Origin of the sequence: Acinetobacter puyangensis (assembly GCF_900096995.1) — a bacterium.
Classification (GTDB): domain Bacteria; phylum Pseudomonadota; class Gammaproteobacteria; order Pseudomonadales; family Moraxellaceae; genus Acinetobacter; species Acinetobacter puyangensis.
Window position 1 is genome coordinate 629,266 of sequence record NZ_OANT01000001.1, and the last position, 15,881, is coordinate 645,146.

Sequence of the window (15,881 nt, forward strand, 5' to 3'; positions counted from 1 at the left end):
CGTAGTGGTTTAAAGCAAAAAAAAGAAGCCGCATTACAAGCAGATCATAAAGTGCAACAGGCACAACAGGGTTTTGAGCAATTAAAATCCAAATATCCACAATTACTGATCTCCGAAACGGTCAATCAGGCGGAGGAGCCTATCGAGATTACTCAAGCTAGAGATCGCTTGAGTCAGGTAAAAGTTGATGCTGTGCGTGCGCATAATGCACTCAATGAACATAAAACTAGTCCGGTGATTAACTGGGCTTATGATTTCTGGCCAGTGCTTGCAGTGGTATTGGTGGTTCGTTCATTCTTCTATGAGCCGTTTAATATCCCCTCTGAATCCATGAATCCAACGTTGGAGACGGGTGATTTTATTCTGGTGAATAAATATGCTTTTGGTGTGCGTTTACCATTAATCAATACGAAAATTATTGATAGTGGCGAGCCGCAGCATGGTGATGTGGCGGTATTTCGTTTCCCTAAAAATCCAAGTATTAGTTTTATTAAACGGATTATTGGTTTACCCGGTGATCATATTGTTTTTCAAAATGGGGAACTCTATGTCAATGGAAAAATACAACCGCATCAGGTTGGTAATGAAGTGCCATTGCCTGTAAAATATAGAGATCAAAATGGACAAGAACAAACCATTCCTGTTCAGGCCACACAATGGGTGGTGAATCTGGGTGAACATCGTTTCATTTCACAGTATATTAAAACCGAGCAACAAAATCCTACCGCCCAGCAATTTTTAAAGAATTATGAGGCGGGTATTCCACTTTCTCTACAACAAAGCTGGGAAGTGACGGTACCGCAAGGACAATATTTTGCCATGGGCGATAACCGTGATCAAAGTGATGATAGTCGATTCTGGGGATTTGTGCCTGAAGAGAATTTAACAGGTAAGGCCATGTTTATCTGGATGCATAAAAAACCTGGCTTGAACTTACCAAGCTTTGAGCGTAATGGGCGTATTCCATAAGAAATGAGATTGACGAGGAGGTTGCATGAAACATAGACAACGTGGTGCATCATATCTGGGAATCTTTTTTGTGATTGTACTGGCAGCATTTGCAGTAAAACTTGCTGTGGCCTTGTTTCCTCCATTCTGGGATGACCGCATTGTGAATACGGCAATCAGCGAAGCATTAACTGCTTTGCCTAAAGAGGCAACCCAGCGTCAATTTAAGGAAGATTTATCAAAACGACTGGAGATGAATAATATTCGTAATCTCAAAGTCGATGACATCGTGCAGGTAAGCAACAATCGTGCTGGGCTTGCAGTCAATAAATCCTATGAAGTGCGTGCGCCTTTTTTTTCAAATATTGAATTGGTCATGACCTTTAAGCAAGACTTTAATCAAAGTAATTTGACAACGGACGGTAAATAACAGCAGGTGAAAGTTCAACGATTAATGACGAAATTGGGTTATCAATTTCAACGAATAGATTTATTGCAACAGGCGCTGACTCACCGTTCGGTAAGTCAGCGTGATAATTATGAGCGTCTGGAGTTTTTAGGGGATTCCTTGCTTGGAATGATCATTGCCAAGTATCTGTATTGCCATTTTCCAAAAGAGAAAGAAGGACGTCTGACCCGAATGCGGGCGACGTTGGTACGGCAGGAGTCCTTAGCAAAAATCGCAAAAGATTTACAATTGGGACAATCGTTAATCTTAAGTGTAGGTGAATTGAAATCAGGCGGTCATCATCGTGAGTCTATACTGGCCGATGTGGTTGAAGCCATTATTGCGGCAATCTATCTTGACTGTAATCGACTGGATATACTCGAGCCGATTGTACTAAAATGGTATGAACCTTATTTGATTGAAATTCATCCGGGCGATCAGTTAAAAGATCCAAAATCTTTATTGCAGGAATTATTGCAATCAAAAAAAATGCCTTTACCGATTTATGAAGTCGTTAATATTGAAGGGGATGCCCCCAATCAACATTTTACCATTCATTGTCAGGTTGAGGGTTTCTCAGTATTTAAAGGTGAAGGCGCCAGCCGACGTTTTGCCGAACAAGCGGCAGCAGCCGATATTTTAAAATTTTTGGAGCATTCCCTGTGAGTTCACAAGATCAAGATCAACCGCAATCCGAACAAGACGTTATTGCGCAGTTCTTTAGCAACGAGCAGCGAGAAATTCCTAGTGATTTCCGAAGTGGTTTTGTGGCCATTGTTGGCCGGCCCAATGTCGGCAAATCGACCTTGATGAACCATTTACTGGGACAAAAACTTTCCATCACTTCACGTAAGCCACAAACTACACGACATAAAATCATCGGTATTGATAGTCGTGAAAATATGCAGGCGGTGTATGTGGATACACCGGGAATGCACAAAAAAGAAGTGCGTGCCATTAATAAAATGATGAATAAGGCAGCACATTCTGCATTACGTGATGTCAATCTGGTGTTATTCGTGATTGATGCGCAAAAATGGACGCAGAACGATGATCTTGTGCTAGAAAAGCTCAAAAATGCCGAGATGCCTGTTTTGCTGGTGATTAATAAGGTTGATACCTTAGAAGATAAGAAAAAATTATTACCATTGATTGAAGAGCGCACCAAACTCATGAATTTTGCCGAGATTGTGCCGGTCTCTGCATTACGTGGCGCAAATCTGGAGCACTTAAGCGAGACTATTGCCAAATATCTGCCATTTGCTCCACCACTATATTCATTTGATCAGGTCACAGACCGTTCCGAACGCTTTTTGGCCAGTGAAATCATTCGTGAAAAAATTATGCGCCAACTCGGTGAAGAATTACCTTATGATTTAACGGTGCAAATTGAAAGTTTTAAGGTGGAAGAGCCAGTACTGAATGAAAAAACAGGAAAACTTAAACCGGCCTGTACCTATATTGATGCAACCATTTTTGTTGATCGTCAGGGGCAAAAAGCCATTGTGATCGGTGATAAAGGGCGTAAGCTCAAACAGATTGGTATAGATGCACGGATGGACATGGAAAAAATGTTTGAGCAAAAAATCATGTTAACCCTTTGGGTGAAAGTCAAAGGTGGCTGGTCTGATGATGAGCGTGCCTTAAAAAGTCTGGGTTATAGTGATATTTAAGGAATGCGTATGAAAGGTTCAGTTGTATTGCTTTGCGTTGTGGCATTGCTGTTACAGGGCTGTATCACCAAAGTGGTGACTGTGCCGGTAAAAGTGGCTTATAAAACGACTAAAGGTGTGGTTAAAGGCACCGCTGCGGTGGTCGATGCCGTGATTCCCGATGGCGATGATGACAAGCATAAAGATAAAGACGACTAAATGGATTTAATGCGTAATCAATCCTTAACTGGTTTTGCTTTACATCAGCGTAAGTACCGTGAACGTAGCTATATTTTACATTTTTTTAGTCAGGAATTTGGGCGGGTTGATGGCGTAATCCGTCAGACGCCACCTTCGCTTTATCATCTATCGACGCTTCAAGCGACGGGAAAAGCTGAGCTTAAAAACTTTAGCCAGCTTGATGTACAAGGACAACCGTTTTATCTGCAACAAAAGGCACTCTTTGCAGGATTTTATTTAAATGAAGTTTTATTGCGATTATTGCCTTTAGAAGAGGCTATGCCGGCAACGTATCACGCCTATATTTTTACTTTGGAACAATTAAAACAACTCCCAAAAAATGATCCCAAAGATCTCCAGCTCAAAATTATCCTGCGACAATTTGAGCAGATATTTCTAGAAGAATTGGGCTACGCTATTGATTATTTTGCAGATAGTCTAGGTAATGAAATTGATCCGGCACAATTTTATCTGTTTATTCCGCAGGAAGGTTTTATCCCCAACATTCAGCCGCGCGGCTTTTCGGGCAAAGAATTATTATTGCTCGGACAGGATCAACAAATACGTTCGGAAAATGTCGCATTACTTGCTAAACTATATCGAACGATTTTAACCGAACTACTGGGCAATAAACCCTTAAAAAGCAGACAGCTTTGGGTGAGCCAGCAGCAATATTCATAAGGGATCATTATGTCAGCATTACTTGGTGTGAATATCGATCATGTCGCAACATTAAGACAGGCGCGTGGTACATGTTATCCCGATCCGGTGAATGCGGCATTAATCTGTGAGCAGGCAGGTGCTGATGGCATTACCTTGCATTTGCGTGAGGATCGTCGTCATATTCAGGATGCCGATGTCTACCGTATGCGTCCGTTATTGCAAACCCGCATGAATCTTGAAATGGCCGTGACTGAAGAAATGATCGGAATCGCACTTGATGTCAAACCGGATTATGTCTGTTTTGTGCCAGAGCGTCGTCAGGAAGTGACTACGGAAGGTGGTCTGGATGTGGTCAGTCAATTTGAAAAAGTCAAAGCTGCCACCCAGACTTTGCTCAAGGCAGGGATTGATGTGTCACTATTTATCGATCCTGATGCGGCCCAAATTGATGCGGCAATTGCTTGTGGTGCGCCGACCATTGAGATTCATACCGGGGCTTTTGCCGATGCAGAAGGTGCAGCACAACAACGCGAGTTACAGCGTATTATTGATGCGGCAGAATATGCTGAGGGACGGTTGATCGTGAATGCAGGACATGGTCTAAATCTGGATAATATCACTTCAATTGCCGCATTAAAGCAAATCCATGAATTAAATATTGGTCACTCCATTATTGCCGATAGTATCTTTATTGGTTTGGCACAAGCTGTACAGCAAATGAAAGCAGTCATTCAGGCAGCCCGATAATTTGCATGAATGAAATTAGCATAATAAAAGAAATTTTTGAGTAGAACCATGCGTGATGATTTAACCGAATTGATGCAACCGGTTTATGCGTTTTTAGGTTGCCGAACCCCAGAGACATGGTTGCAGGCGGCAGCGGATAATCTGGAATTACTCATGCAGGATCATGCCAACTGTGAAAAAAAAGCCGCAGGCACGGCCATGAATCTGATGTTTCGTTACAGCTTTTTTACCGACTTGCAGGTCAAACTGGCACAACTGGTACGTGAAGAAATGCTGCATTATGAACAAGTGCTTGAGTTTATGGCAAAACGCGGGCAGCAATGGAAAGCGGTTAGTGCAGGGCGTTATGCCGGTGCTTTACGTAAGGAAGTCCGAACTTACGAGCCCGAAGCATTGGTTGATGTATTGATTATCGGGGCATTTGTTGAAGCCCGTTCCTGTGAACGATTTGCAGCCCTTGCCAATATTGTTGATGAAGAACTGGGTAAATATTATCGCTATTTACTCAAGTCCGAATCCCGACATTTTGAAGATTATTTGACTTTGGCAAAAGAAGTTGCTGCAACAGTCCAGATGAAAAATCCTGATGAAGATATTGCCGAGCGTATTGTGCATATTCGTGAAGTTGAAAAAGAATTAATTTTAAGCCCAGATTCGGTGTTCCGTTTCCATAGTGGCGTACCTACAATATTGCCAGCGCAAGTTGTTTCATAAGTAGAAAATATAAATTTGCAGCGTTAGATCAGCAAGGATTGTAAAAACTGTTTTACAAAGCACATGTCTGCGCTGCGCATATTGCCATTGAAATTGCATCAAGAGTTATAGAAGATGAGATGATATTCGAATGATCAGGAAATCATCAATGCAAAAAACATCGTTTTATTTGGGTTTGTTGTCATTTTCAGTTTTGTTCAGCACTTTTGCCCATGCAGAAAAGGGAATCTATTTTTCACATCAGAATTGGGAAATTGCCTGTGACAATGTTGGGACGTGTCAAGCCGCTGGCTATCAGGCCGATGATGGGGATATGCCAGCGTCGATTTTATTAACCCGAAAAGCTGGTGCAAAGCAAGCTGTCACTGCTGAGTTTGTTTTATCAACTTATGAGCAACAAACCCCGGCGCAGGCAAAATCACTTAAATTGTATAGTAATCATATTGATCTAGGGCAAGTTAATTTGGATAGCGATGATGGTGAACTGATTACGGGAAAATTATCTAGCAAACAAGTACAGGCTTTACTTGCGAATAGTCAGCAAAGACAGAATATCGAATTTAAAAATGCCGGGCAGCAGCAATGGCAGATTTCTGATCTGGGCATGACAGCGGTTTTACTGAAAATGGATGATGTACAAAAACGTGTGGGGACTACAGGAGCCTTGATTAAAAAAGGTACTGCATCAGAAAAAAATGTATTAAAAGCCAAGGCATTGCCTATCATTCATTATGTAAAAATCGATCCGAAACTGATCCGACGAATCCAGCCGGAACAGCCAGAATATCAAAAACTGGCACAGATACTGTTCAAAAGTTTAAAAGATCCCGAGAGTTGTGAGGTCATTATTGATGGTGATCAATGGCATACAGATGCCAGAGAACCGATTCATATTGCGAGATTGACAGCGGATAAAGTGCTGGTTTCGACATTTTGCTGGCGTGGTGCCTATAATGAAGGCTATGGATACTGGGTTATGAATAAAAATTTGACTGGTCCAGCAGAGAATGTGACCACATCTGCCAGCGATTTTGATCAAGGTATTATTTATTCCTCACAAAAAGGTCGTGGTATTGGTGATTGCTGGTCGATTGCTCAGTGGGTCTGGAATGGACAAAAATTTGTACAAAGTGAAGATTACTGGACGGGCATGTGCAAAGGCATTGCCGCAGGCGGTATATGGGAGCTGAAACAGATATCGATCATTGTTAAATAATTATTCTGTTTAAACTTTAGCTTGTGATGTGAATTTGGCTGTATGCTTTATTGAGGAATTAAGCGCTTTTTTTATAGTTATGATGGATTCTATCTTGTGCTAAAGTCTATAGCATCGCAATTCAGCAGCGTTTTTGTATATGATATTGCAGACTGGATATCGTCCATATCCCAAGTAATTTTTACATGGCATGATGCAGTGTAGCGTAACGAAGAAGGATCAATAATGAGTTTTGCAGCACAAATTAAAATTCCAGCCACCTATATGCGTGGCGGCACCAGCAAGGGTGTATTTTTTAAGTTAAGTGATTTGCCTGTAGAGGCTCAAGTGGCAGGGGAAGCACGGGATAAAATTTTACTTCGGGTGATTGGCAGTCCGGATCCTTATGGTAAACAGATTGATGGCATGGGCGGTGCAAGTTCAAGTACCAGCAAAACCGTGATTCTATCGAAAAGTGATGATCCTGAACATGATGTGAATTATCTGTTTGGACAAGTTGCGATTGATCGGACATTTGTCGACTGGAGTGGAAACTGTGGAAATTTAACCGCAGCGGTCGGTTCGTTTGCAATTTCTAATGGTTTAGTCGATGTAGATCGAATTCCTCAAAATGGTCTATGCACGGTGCGAATCTGGCAGCAGAATATTCAGAAAACCATCATTGCTCATGTGCCGATCACCGATGGACAAGTACAGGAAACCGGTGATTTTGAGCTGGATGGCGTGACTTTTCCGGCAGCCGAAGTACAAATTGAATTTCTTGATCCGGCTGATGATGGTGAAGATGGCGGTGCAATGTTTCCGACGGGTAATCTGGTGGATACACTACAAGTACCAGAAATTGGCACATTTGAAGCAACTTTTATTAATGCTGGAATCCCGACAATTTTCCTAAATGCAGACGCACTTGGTTATACAGGTACCGAGCTACAGGACGCGATTAATGGCGATGAACAAGCTCTACAACGTTTTGAAACCATTCGTGCTTACGGGGCAGTACAGATGGGGCTAATACAGGATATTGCCGAGGCTGCGACAAGACAGCATACCCCTAAGATCGCTTTTGTTTCTCCACCGAAAACCTATATTTCCTCCAGTGGTAAAACAGTGAATACTGATGATGTGGATTTGCTGGTACGTGCCTTATCGATGGGAAAACTGCACCACGCAATGATGGGCACCGCAGCGGTCGCCATTGGTACCGCAGCAGCCATTCCGGGTACACTGGTCAATCTGGCCGCAGGTGGTGATAATCGTGCAGCGGTTCGCTTTGGTCATCCATCGGGGACATTACGTGTTGGTGCGCAGGCAATACAGGATGAACAAGGACAATGGCAGGTAAAAAAAGCCATTATGAGCCGTAGTGCCCGAGTCTTAATGGAAGGCTGGGTAAGGATTCCTGCGGATACGTTTTAGTTTTATCTAGGAAAATTTATAGCCAAAATCTAAAGTGGATTTTGGCTATTTGCAGTTAATTTTTATCATGATTTGTTTTAAGGTGTTTCTTAAATGCATTTCAAAAATAAATCAGAACAAGCAGCATGACTATAAAACAACGATAAGTCATTCTTCTAAAAGTCCTCATAGACAAATTGTTCAGCAAAAAGAAAAACCTATTTCTTTTCAGTCAATTCCCGATAGACCACTTCTGAAAATGGTGCAAAACGTGGTGGCGGGCTACCTGCCGGAGTGGGTGGTGGGTCACCAACAATTTTTTGAATTTCTGCTAAGGTTTTCTTTTGCGCAACCAGTGTCTTGATTTGATCTCTTTCATCAGAAACCAGTTTTACCCGTTGTGCAATACCTGCTTTATTTTGTACCTCACCATGTCCGACCACAAATGTATCGGCATCAAGTGCCAGAATATTTTGTGCATTGGTGACCCATCCTGCGGAGCTGCCTTGTTTGTTATAGTGAATAAGTGTGCGGTGCTGATTTAAGGTAAAGATATCGCCAGTAAATACAGTATGCTGCTCGGGTAAGTAAACGATCAGATCACCAGCGGTATGCGCAGGTCCCCAGTGTAAAAGTTTTAAAGTAATACCTTGTCTAACGATGGTGTCTTGTTGATCAATAAGATGGTTAGGTAAATATTGGGCTGCATTGGCGAATGTTGGACTATTTGCAATATTTTTGGCTGCATTCTTTTGCGCGATGATTTCTATATTTGCCGGAAAGGCAGGGAGACCATTTACATGATCGGCATCTTCATGGGTCAGAATTACAGTTGTCACGGGTTTATCGGTAATTTTTTTAATGCCGGCAAGCAACTGTTGTGCTGTGTCGGTAGAAATAGTGGTATCAATCACGATAACGCCTTGCGTACCAATAATGATACCGACATTACCCACACCACCACTGACCCAATAAATGTTGGATGAGAGTTGATGAAATTGTAAAGATTGAGTGGCTTGGGAAGAGGGTGAAACGGCGGTTGAAGCCTCTGTTTGGGCAGAAGTGGTTTGTATGCCCATCGCACTAACATTAAGACCAAGGATTAAAGCGGAGCAAACAAACATACGCTGCATAGGACACACCTCACTATTATCTATCGTATTTATATTAACCATATCCATTAAAAATACTATGATTTTTTTGATATGGATGTATCTGCTATGTTGATATAAACACGAATTTGATACAGGTGATCAAATGGACAGAGGGCTTGGCTGTGGAAGGAATAGTGAAGTGGATCGCTTGTTTTTATCGAGTGGAATCAGGGTAAAACCAATAAAAACTGCCCGATTAAAATAGACCAGCCAGATTTGTTGCTTGCTTAAAACAATCGATACAAACTAAACTAGGACTTTAATTTTTCTCTTTATTTGAGTTTTTATCATGTCTGATCAACTTCCTGCATGTCCACAATGTCATTCTGAATATACCTATCAAGACGCAGATCTATTTATTTGCCCGGAATGTGCAAATGAATGGAAAGAAAATGAAAACCTAGGACAGGATGATCAGATCATCATTAAAGATGCCAATGGCAATGTTTTGGCTGATGGTGACAGTGTAACTGTTATTAAAGACTTAAAAATCAAGGGGTCATCTTCTGTGGTTAAAGTCGGTACCAAAGTCAAAAGTATCCGTTTGGTTGCCGATGCCAGCGATGGCCATAATATTGATTGTAAAATCGATGGTATCGGTGCGATGAAATTAAAATCAGAATTTGTCAAGAAAGTTTAATTTAGAGCTTTGTTATGATTCTAGCCCCTCAAGCCTTATTGTCCGCTCAGCAACAAATTCAGCGTGATTTGCACAGTTGTCTGGATTATTTTGATCTCCCGCATCCGTTAAAAGATGCTGTTCATCATGCTGTGATGTTGGGTGGAAAGCGCGTTCGACCTGCATTGGTGTATGCGTCAGCACAACTGGATGGTGATGTCATGTCTGCGGCTGCGCGGCGTGCTGCGGTTGCTGTGGAACTGATTCATTGTTATTCATTGACCCATGATGATTTGCCTTGTATGGACAATGATGAATTACGTCGTGGTCAGCCCACTTGTCATGTTGCTTATGGTGAAGCAACGGCTTTACTGGCGGGGGATATTTTGCAATCTATGGCATTTGAAGTATTGGGAAGCCGCATGTTTGACACGGCAGATCTCCCTAATCCAGCGATTGCCTTGCGTCAGATGCAGCTACTTGCGACAGCCAGTTCAAAAATGGTGTGTGGTCAGGTATTGGATTTACAGGCAGAGGGTCAGTCGATTGATCAGTCACATCTGGAAAATATCCATCGTAATAAAACTGGTGCATTGATTCAGGCAGCCATCATGCTGGGGGCAACGACAGTATTGCCCGTGGCTCATCCGTCATTTACGCATTTGCGGATATTTGGTCAATCCCTTGGTCTGGCATTTCAGGTACAAGACGATATTCTAGATATTACTGCGGATACTGAAGTTTTGGGTAAAACCGCAGGCAAGGATATTCAGGTGCAGAAATCCACGTATCCTGCTTTACTGGGGCTTGATGCTGCACAGGTGTATGCACAGCAATTGCATGATCAGGCGCTAGAGGCTTTACAACAGGTCACGGGTAATACTCAGCCATTACAGGATGTTACACAGTTTTTATTACATCGGCAGAGCTGATATTTTAGTTTAGCCTGTATGATCTAGACGAGTTCCCAATGTTTCAAGATGCATTGGGAATTCATCGTTCTGACGGTCTATAAAATAATGTTCTAGTGTGCGTTTGACACTTGGAAATGCTAGATCGTTCCATGGAATGTCCTGTTCTTCAAACAGTCGGCATTCTATGGTTTCTTCGCCTGCACCGAATTTACCCTCAATCAGATTTGCCTTAAATAGCACATAGATTTGTCCGATTCGCGGAATATTATACATACAGTAGAGTTGTTCGATGTCCACTTCTGCTTCGGCTTCTTCTCGGGTTTCTCGGGCTGCACCTTCTTGCATGGTTTCAAACAGTTCCATGTAGCCAGCCGGTAGCGTCCATAAACCATAGCGTGGTTCAATTGCTCGACGACATAATAAAACTTTGTTCTCCCAAACGACCAATGCGCCACAAATCACTTTTGGATTCACATAATGAATTGTGCCACATGAAGTACAGACTTCACGGGGCAAGCTATCGCCTAAAGGTATTTTGGTGGTTGTGGGCTGACCACAACAGGAACAAAAACTCATATAATATTCGGTAAATCAGGTTAAAATAAATTAGCCATGAGCATAACTTAAAAAGTTTAGCACTGCATCAATATCTGTGTTATAGAGTATAAATTAAATAGAAATAATCGTGTTTGTTGATCATTGATAAATGAATGATGCATAAAATATCGACAAGCCCGTAATGACTTTATGAGGTTATCATGTCACGGCTATTGGAGCAGCCAGCACTTATTGAACAGTTACAGCAGAATTTATCGTTTCAGACCAGAACACGATCTGCGGATGCTGCGGTACTGATTGCCATTACGCAGGAGCAAAATCCACAAATTTTGTTGACGCGTCGTGCTGCACAAATGCGCACACATGGCGGAGAGGTGTCCTTTCCGGGTGGAAAGCGTGAAAAAAGTGATACCAGTAATATTGTTGTGGCTTTAAGAGAAGCTCATGAAGAAACGGCACTCAATCCTTATGATGTGAGTTTGCTGGGTGAGTTGCCGATGCAAAAAGCCCGTAGTGGTATGCTGGTCAAGCCGATCGTGGGTTTAATCCAGCCTGAAATTTCTTTGATACCAGAACCGAGTGAAATTGATCGTATTTTTTACATGCCTTTGCAGGAATTTATGCTGAGTACGCCACAAGCCTACCATGTCAAATATGCAGAGCAGAGTTTATATTTTCCCAGTATTCAATTTGATAATGAAGTGGTTTGGGGACTCACAGCCAGAATTTTAGTCTCATTATTACAACGTGGTTTAGGCTATCATAAAGAATGGCCATTTTTATTAAACCCACCCCGCTAGTATCTATATCAAAGCAATTCGTGCAGACATGTTTCATGCCGAACATGCTTATATTGTAGATATTCAGGCTAGGTATTTTAAACAAGGAAGAATTTATGCTTTATCAATTAGGAGAGCTACACCCAACAACAACGGTGACGCCATGGAATGGCTGGGTGGCCGACAATGCTACAGTCATCGGGCAGGTCGAGCTAGGGCAAGAGGTTAGTATCTGGTTTGGTGCGGTTATCCGAGGGGATAATTCTCTGATTAAAATCGGTGATTTTAGTAATATTCAGGAAAATGCTGTATTGCATACCGATGCTGGAATTCAACTTAATATTGGTCAATATGTTACGGTTGGACATCAGGCCATGCTACATGGTTGTACCATTGGCGATAATACCTTGATTGGCATTAATTCTGTGATTCTCAATCATGCGGTGATCGGTAAAAACTGTATCATCGGTGCCAATGCTTTAATTCCGGAAGGTAAGGTGATTCCCGATAATTCTGTAGTAATGGGGTCACCGGGAAAAGTGGTCAAAGAAGCCTCAGAACAGGTGGCACAAATGATCAGACTCAGTGCTTTACATTATGCCCAGCATTTTAAAAAATTTAAGCATGAGTTAAAGCCTTTTCAACTTTAGCGCATATCTGTGTTTAGATTATTTTCTTGCTGTTCTTGTGTGAATACTTCTTTATCTTCGGCTTGTTGCGCTTTTTCGGCAAGCCAAAGCAGCATTTCTTCATTATCCACCCGCTGATATAAGGTCTCTACACTTACAGTAAGTTGTATAGACTCAAAATTGACATCATCACCAAGGAAAAATTGTTCAATTTGCCAGCCGGTACGGCGGCGGCGAATGCTGATTTCGACACTATTTTGTTCGACCGTGACATATTCCTGCAAGGCCGGGATTTGTTCATATAAATGTCGTTTGGTTAATTTATCATGACGATGGCTGGAGCTGGAAATCACTTCAATAATGAGGACAGGTGTAGTCAGCATATTATCTTTTGCTTCATCTGTTGAGCAATCGACCACCACATCCGGATACAGATAATTGTTTTTACTGTGATTTAAAGAAACTTTAAGCTTGGTGCTTTCTGCAAAAACTTCGCAGGGATGCCCTTCAAGATGGTTGCCTATTAATCGAGAGAAAGTGCTGACTAATCGAGCATGATTAAAGCTACCACCAACCATAGCAAAAACTTCACCGTCAATATATTCATGACGTAATTCGCTTGTATGTTCCAGAGCGAAATAGTCCTGTTCACTCCGTTTTTGAGTCTTATCGATAACGTGTTTTCTGGCTAAATTCATCACATGCCTCACGATGTGTAATTAAAAGTTGATGGCTTATTGATCATAACCTAAAAAATAACAGATGTCCCAGCAAGTTAAAAAAGGTATCATAACGCCCTGTCGAGTTGAACCCATGAGCAACCCTTTATTTTTATGAAAATCCTTGCACTTGAAAGCGCAAATGAGCAGTGTTCTGTCGCATTGATTGATGACAGTCAACTTGTGTATTTTGAGCAGTATGATGAACCTCGTGCGCAGACACAGCAAATCTTGCCCATGATTGAGCGGGCTTTAAAACAAAGTCAAACGACATGGCGAGACCTTTCGGCGATTGCTTTTAGCCGTGGGCCGGGTTCATTTAGTGGGGTGCGTATCAGTGCCGCAGTGACGCAAGCACTGGCTTGGGCCAATGATTTACCCGTGATTGCTGTATCTACCTTGCAGGCATTGGCACAACATGCCTATCATGAGGCGGGGTTAGCACAAGTTACCACTGTGCTTGATGCGCGGATGCAGGAAGTTTATTTTGCACAATTTGCATTGAATGCGCAGGGCATTATGCAGGCAGTGGGTGAGGAACAACTACTCAGTTATGATCAGGCGATTGCACAGATACAATATCCTGTGGTGGGCAGTGGGGCAGCGTTGCTTGGTCACCAGAGTTATACAAAAATACGCTATGCGAATGCGCAGGATATTGCTGAAATTGCGCAAGCTGAATTCCATCAGGGGCATACCGTCTCCGCAGATCAGGCTTTGCCGGTCTATTTGCGTGATAATGCATGGAAAAAAATAAGCGAACAAAACAAATCATCTTCTTAACCAAATAAGTGAACATTATGGATTTAATCCTCATTCTTAAAGCCATTGTCATGGGTATCGTGGAAGGTATTACCGAGTTTTTACCGATATCCAGTACCGGACATTTAATCCTTGCCTCAGAAATCATGAATTTCTGGACCGCAGAAAAAAGTGCGGTATTTGTTATTGCAATTCAAATGGGGGCAATTGCAGCGGTCATTTATCAATACTGGTCCCGCCTTTGGGGAGCAGCGACTGGAATCATTACTGGTGAACCACAAGGACGTCGTTTAGGTCTGGGGATTATTGTTGCCTCAATTCCGATTATTCTGATTGGCCTGACCCTTGGTCAAACTGTAAAAACTTTGCTTTTTAATGATGTGGCTGTTGCTATTGGTTTGATTGTCGGTGGTTTGATTATTATTTTGGTGGAAAAACATCCGTTCAAAATTAATGCACCGGAAGTTGAAAATATTACTTTTAAGCAGGCTGTTTATATCGGTTTGATTCAGGTCCTGTCATTGATTCCGGGAACATCACGTTCTGGTGCCACCATTATTGGCGGTATGATGTTAGGTTTATCGCGTAAATCTGCAACAGAATTTTCTTTTTTCCTCGGGATTCCCGTCATTATCGGTGCTGGCTTGCTGGATCTGTGGCAAAGTCGTGGGGTGTTACAAGGCAGTGAGGACTGGACCGTTTTGGCTGTAGGTCTGATTACATCTTTCGTTTCGGCTTTATTATTGATTCGTGCCTTGGTGGCTTATGTGGCAAAACGTGATTTTATGATTTTTGCCTGGTATCGTATTGCATCTGGTTTGGTGATTTTATTATTTGCATTTACCGGCTGGAAATTGTGGTAAATGCAAGATTTGAATTTTCTCCTTTATGCAGCGCCAGAGCATGAGAGCTGTGCATTGGCATGGCAAAAACAGTTATCTGATTTGAATGTGCACACCCAGATTGAATGGGTTGATGAGATTAATGCACGTTTTTTACGTTTTCATCCGGAACTTAGTTTAATTGTTGATGAAAATGGTTTATGGCTTGCTGCAAACGGCATGAAAATGCAACCTGCCTGGCAGGCCGAGATGCCACGTTTAAAGCGTGCCAATCCCAAGAATGAGTTACTTGCCCGTGCCTGTCAGGTGAACAAAGTTGAAACAATACTTGATGCCACGGCGGGTCTTGGGCATGATGCTTTGTTGCTGGCATGGTTAGGTGCAAGGGTGACTTTACTGGAACGTCATCCTGTGCTGTTTGCGCTTTTGCTCTCGACACTTGAACAGGCAAAACTAGATCCTGGATTGGCGGATACAGCGCAAAGAATAAAATTATTACACATTGATGCAGAACACTATTTAGCTGATATTGCTTCTGAACAATATGATGTGGTCTATCTTGATCCAATGTTTCCGTCGCGTGATGCCAATCAAAAACAGGACAAAAAACAGGCACAAGTCAAGAAACAGATGCAGCTTTTGCATATGTTGCTACCTGTTGATGGGGTCATGGATTTAGGTGAAAACCTGTTAAAACAAGCACGGCTAAAATCCAGTCGTGTGATTGTTAAACGGCCTAAACATGCTGTTTTTTTGGCGGATCAAATGCCTCAGCATCAATGGCATGGTGATGCCTGTCGTTTTGATGGTTATTTCAAGATTTAAGTTTTCGTAAAGTATAATCGGAAAATTCATTATCATTTTGTTATTACCGTTGTATTT

20 protein-coding genes are annotated in these 15,881 nt (G+C 42.1%); 17 read left to right on the plus strand and 3 right to left on the minus strand.

Features of this window, described 5'->3' with window-relative positions; all coding sequences use genetic code 11:
* Nucleotides 1–192 precede the first annotated feature (192 nt).
* The 10 genes from lepB to prpF all read left to right on the plus strand — a co-directional run bounded on the left by lepB (nucleotide 193) and on the right by prpF (nucleotide 8,044).
* On the plus strand, nucleotides 193–969 hold the full coding sequence (gene lepB, locus CRO21_RS02925; RefSeq protein ID WP_409449480.1) for a signal peptidase I: 777 nt from the start codon (nucleotides 193–195) through the stop codon (nucleotides 967–969).
* A 25-nt stretch (nucleotides 970–994) separates the two neighbouring features.
* Entirely contained in the window at nucleotides 995–1,378 is a 384-nt protein-coding gene (locus CRO21_RS02930; protein WP_097077828.1) for a DUF4845 domain-containing protein, read from the plus strand.
* A gap of 24 nt (nucleotides 1,379–1,402) precedes the next feature.
* Entirely contained in the window at nucleotides 1,403–2,062 is a 660-nt protein-coding gene (gene rnc, locus CRO21_RS02935) for a ribonuclease III (protein ID WP_097077829.1), read from the plus strand.
* Nucleotides 2,059–3,069, plus strand: a complete 1,011-nt coding sequence (gene era, locus CRO21_RS02940) for a GTPase Era (RefSeq protein ID WP_097077830.1) — start codon at nucleotides 2,059–2,061, stop codon at nucleotides 3,067–3,069. The genes rnc and era overlap by 4 nt, the downstream gene beginning before the upstream one ends.
* Before the next feature lie 9 nt (nucleotides 3,070–3,078).
* Nucleotides 3,079–3,267, plus strand: a complete 189-nt coding sequence (locus tag CRO21_RS02945; protein WP_140404392.1) for an NF038104 family lipoprotein — start codon at nucleotides 3,079–3,081, stop codon at nucleotides 3,265–3,267.
* Between the two features lie 9 nt (nucleotides 3,268–3,276).
* Entirely contained in the window at nucleotides 3,277–3,969 is a 693-nt protein-coding gene (recO, locus tag CRO21_RS02950; RefSeq protein WP_097078121.1) for a DNA repair protein RecO, read from the plus strand.
* A gap of 9 nt (nucleotides 3,970–3,978) precedes the next feature.
* Nucleotides 3,979–4,698 (plus strand): pyridoxine 5'-phosphate synthase, encoded by a 720-nt coding sequence (gene pdxJ / locus CRO21_RS02955; protein ID WP_097077831.1) that lies wholly within the window; start codon nucleotides 3,979–3,981, stop codon nucleotides 4,696–4,698.
* A 48-nt stretch (nucleotides 4,699–4,746) separates the two neighbouring features.
* Nucleotides 4,747–5,412: a tRNA-(ms[2]io[6]A)-hydroxylase gene (gene miaE, locus CRO21_RS02960; RefSeq protein WP_097077832.1), complete on the plus strand. Its 666-nt coding sequence runs from the start codon at nucleotides 4,747–4,749 to the stop codon at nucleotides 5,410–5,412.
* Nucleotides 5,413–5,560: 148 nt separating this feature from the next.
* The gene (locus CRO21_RS02965) at nucleotides 5,561–6,628 is read left to right on the plus strand and encodes a DUF1176 domain-containing protein (RefSeq protein WP_097077833.1); all 1,068 of its coding nucleotides are present in this window, start codon (nucleotides 5,561–5,563) and stop codon (nucleotides 6,626–6,628) included.
* 225 nt (nucleotides 6,629–6,853) lie between these two features.
* Nucleotides 6,854–8,044, plus strand: coding sequence for a 2-methylaconitate cis-trans isomerase PrpF (gene prpF / locus CRO21_RS02970; protein ID WP_097077834.1), 1,191 nt, complete (start codon nucleotides 6,854–6,856; stop codon nucleotides 8,042–8,044).
* A 197-nt stretch (nucleotides 8,045–8,241) separates the two neighbouring features.
* On the opposite strand, the gene CRO21_RS02975 is transcribed toward prpF, so the two are convergent.
* The gene (locus CRO21_RS02975; protein ID WP_171293968.1) at nucleotides 8,242–9,156 is read right to left on the minus strand and encodes an MBL fold metallo-hydrolase; all 915 of its coding nucleotides are present in this window, start codon (nucleotides 9,154–9,156) and stop codon (nucleotides 8,242–8,244) included.
* 310 nt (nucleotides 9,157–9,466) lie between these two features.
* Here CRO21_RS02975 and CRO21_RS02980 point away from each other — a divergent pair, with 310 nt between their 5' ends.
* Complete coding sequence (locus tag CRO21_RS02980; protein ID WP_087619074.1) at nucleotides 9,467–9,817, plus strand: zinc ribbon domain-containing protein YjdM; 351 nt, start codon at nucleotides 9,467–9,469, stop codon at nucleotides 9,815–9,817.
* A gap of 14 nt (nucleotides 9,818–9,831) precedes the next feature.
* Nucleotides 9,832–10,728: a polyprenyl synthetase family protein gene (locus tag CRO21_RS02985; RefSeq protein WP_097077836.1), complete on the plus strand. Its 897-nt coding sequence runs from the start codon at nucleotides 9,832–9,834 to the stop codon at nucleotides 10,726–10,728.
* Nucleotides 10,729–10,737: 9 nt separating this feature from the next.
* Here CRO21_RS02985 and CRO21_RS02990 read toward each other — a convergent pair whose 3' ends face one another.
* Nucleotides 10,738–11,286 (minus strand): NUDIX hydrolase, encoded by a 549-nt coding sequence (locus CRO21_RS02990; RefSeq protein WP_097077837.1) that lies wholly within the window; start codon nucleotides 11,284–11,286, stop codon nucleotides 10,738–10,740.
* 182 nt (nucleotides 11,287–11,468) lie between these two features.
* Between CRO21_RS02990 and CRO21_RS02995 the strand changes: the two genes are divergently transcribed.
* Together CRO21_RS02995 and CRO21_RS03000 are read left to right on the plus strand one after the other, a co-directional pair.
* A complete protein-coding gene (locus tag CRO21_RS02995; protein WP_097077838.1) occupies nucleotides 11,469–12,068 on the plus strand; it encodes a CoA pyrophosphatase in 600 nt (199 codons plus the stop codon).
* A gap of 95 nt (nucleotides 12,069–12,163) precedes the next feature.
* On the plus strand, nucleotides 12,164–12,697 hold the full coding sequence (locus CRO21_RS03000; RefSeq protein ID WP_087619065.1) for a gamma carbonic anhydrase family protein: 534 nt from the start codon (nucleotides 12,164–12,166) through the stop codon (nucleotides 12,695–12,697).
* Here the strand turns inward: CRO21_RS03000 and CRO21_RS03005 are convergent.
* Complete coding sequence (locus CRO21_RS03005; RefSeq protein ID WP_097077839.1) at nucleotides 12,694–13,374, minus strand: Uma2 family endonuclease; 681 nt, start codon at nucleotides 13,372–13,374, stop codon at nucleotides 12,694–12,696. The genes CRO21_RS03000 and CRO21_RS03005 overlap by 4 nt on opposite strands.
* 135 nt (nucleotides 13,375–13,509) lie before the next feature.
* On the opposite strand from CRO21_RS03005, the gene tsaB reads away from it, so the two are divergent.
* The 3 genes from tsaB to CRO21_RS03020 are packed head-to-tail and all read left to right on the plus strand — an operon-like array spanning nucleotide 13,510 to nucleotide 15,824.
* Nucleotides 13,510–14,178, plus strand: a complete 669-nt coding sequence (gene tsaB / locus CRO21_RS03010; RefSeq protein WP_097077840.1) for a tRNA (adenosine(37)-N6)-threonylcarbamoyltransferase complex dimerization subunit type 1 TsaB — start codon at nucleotides 13,510–13,512, stop codon at nucleotides 14,176–14,178.
* Nucleotides 14,179–14,195: 17 nt separating this feature from the next.
* Nucleotides 14,196–15,020 carry an undecaprenyl-diphosphate phosphatase gene (locus CRO21_RS03015; protein ID WP_097077841.1) on the plus strand — a complete coding sequence of 275 codons (825 nt, stop codon included), beginning with the start codon at nucleotides 14,196–14,198 and terminating at the stop codon, nucleotides 15,018–15,020.
* Entirely contained in the window at nucleotides 15,021–15,824 is an 804-nt protein-coding gene (locus CRO21_RS03020) for a class I SAM-dependent methyltransferase (protein ID WP_097077842.1), read from the plus strand.
* Nucleotides 15,825–15,881 lie beyond the last annotated feature (57 nt).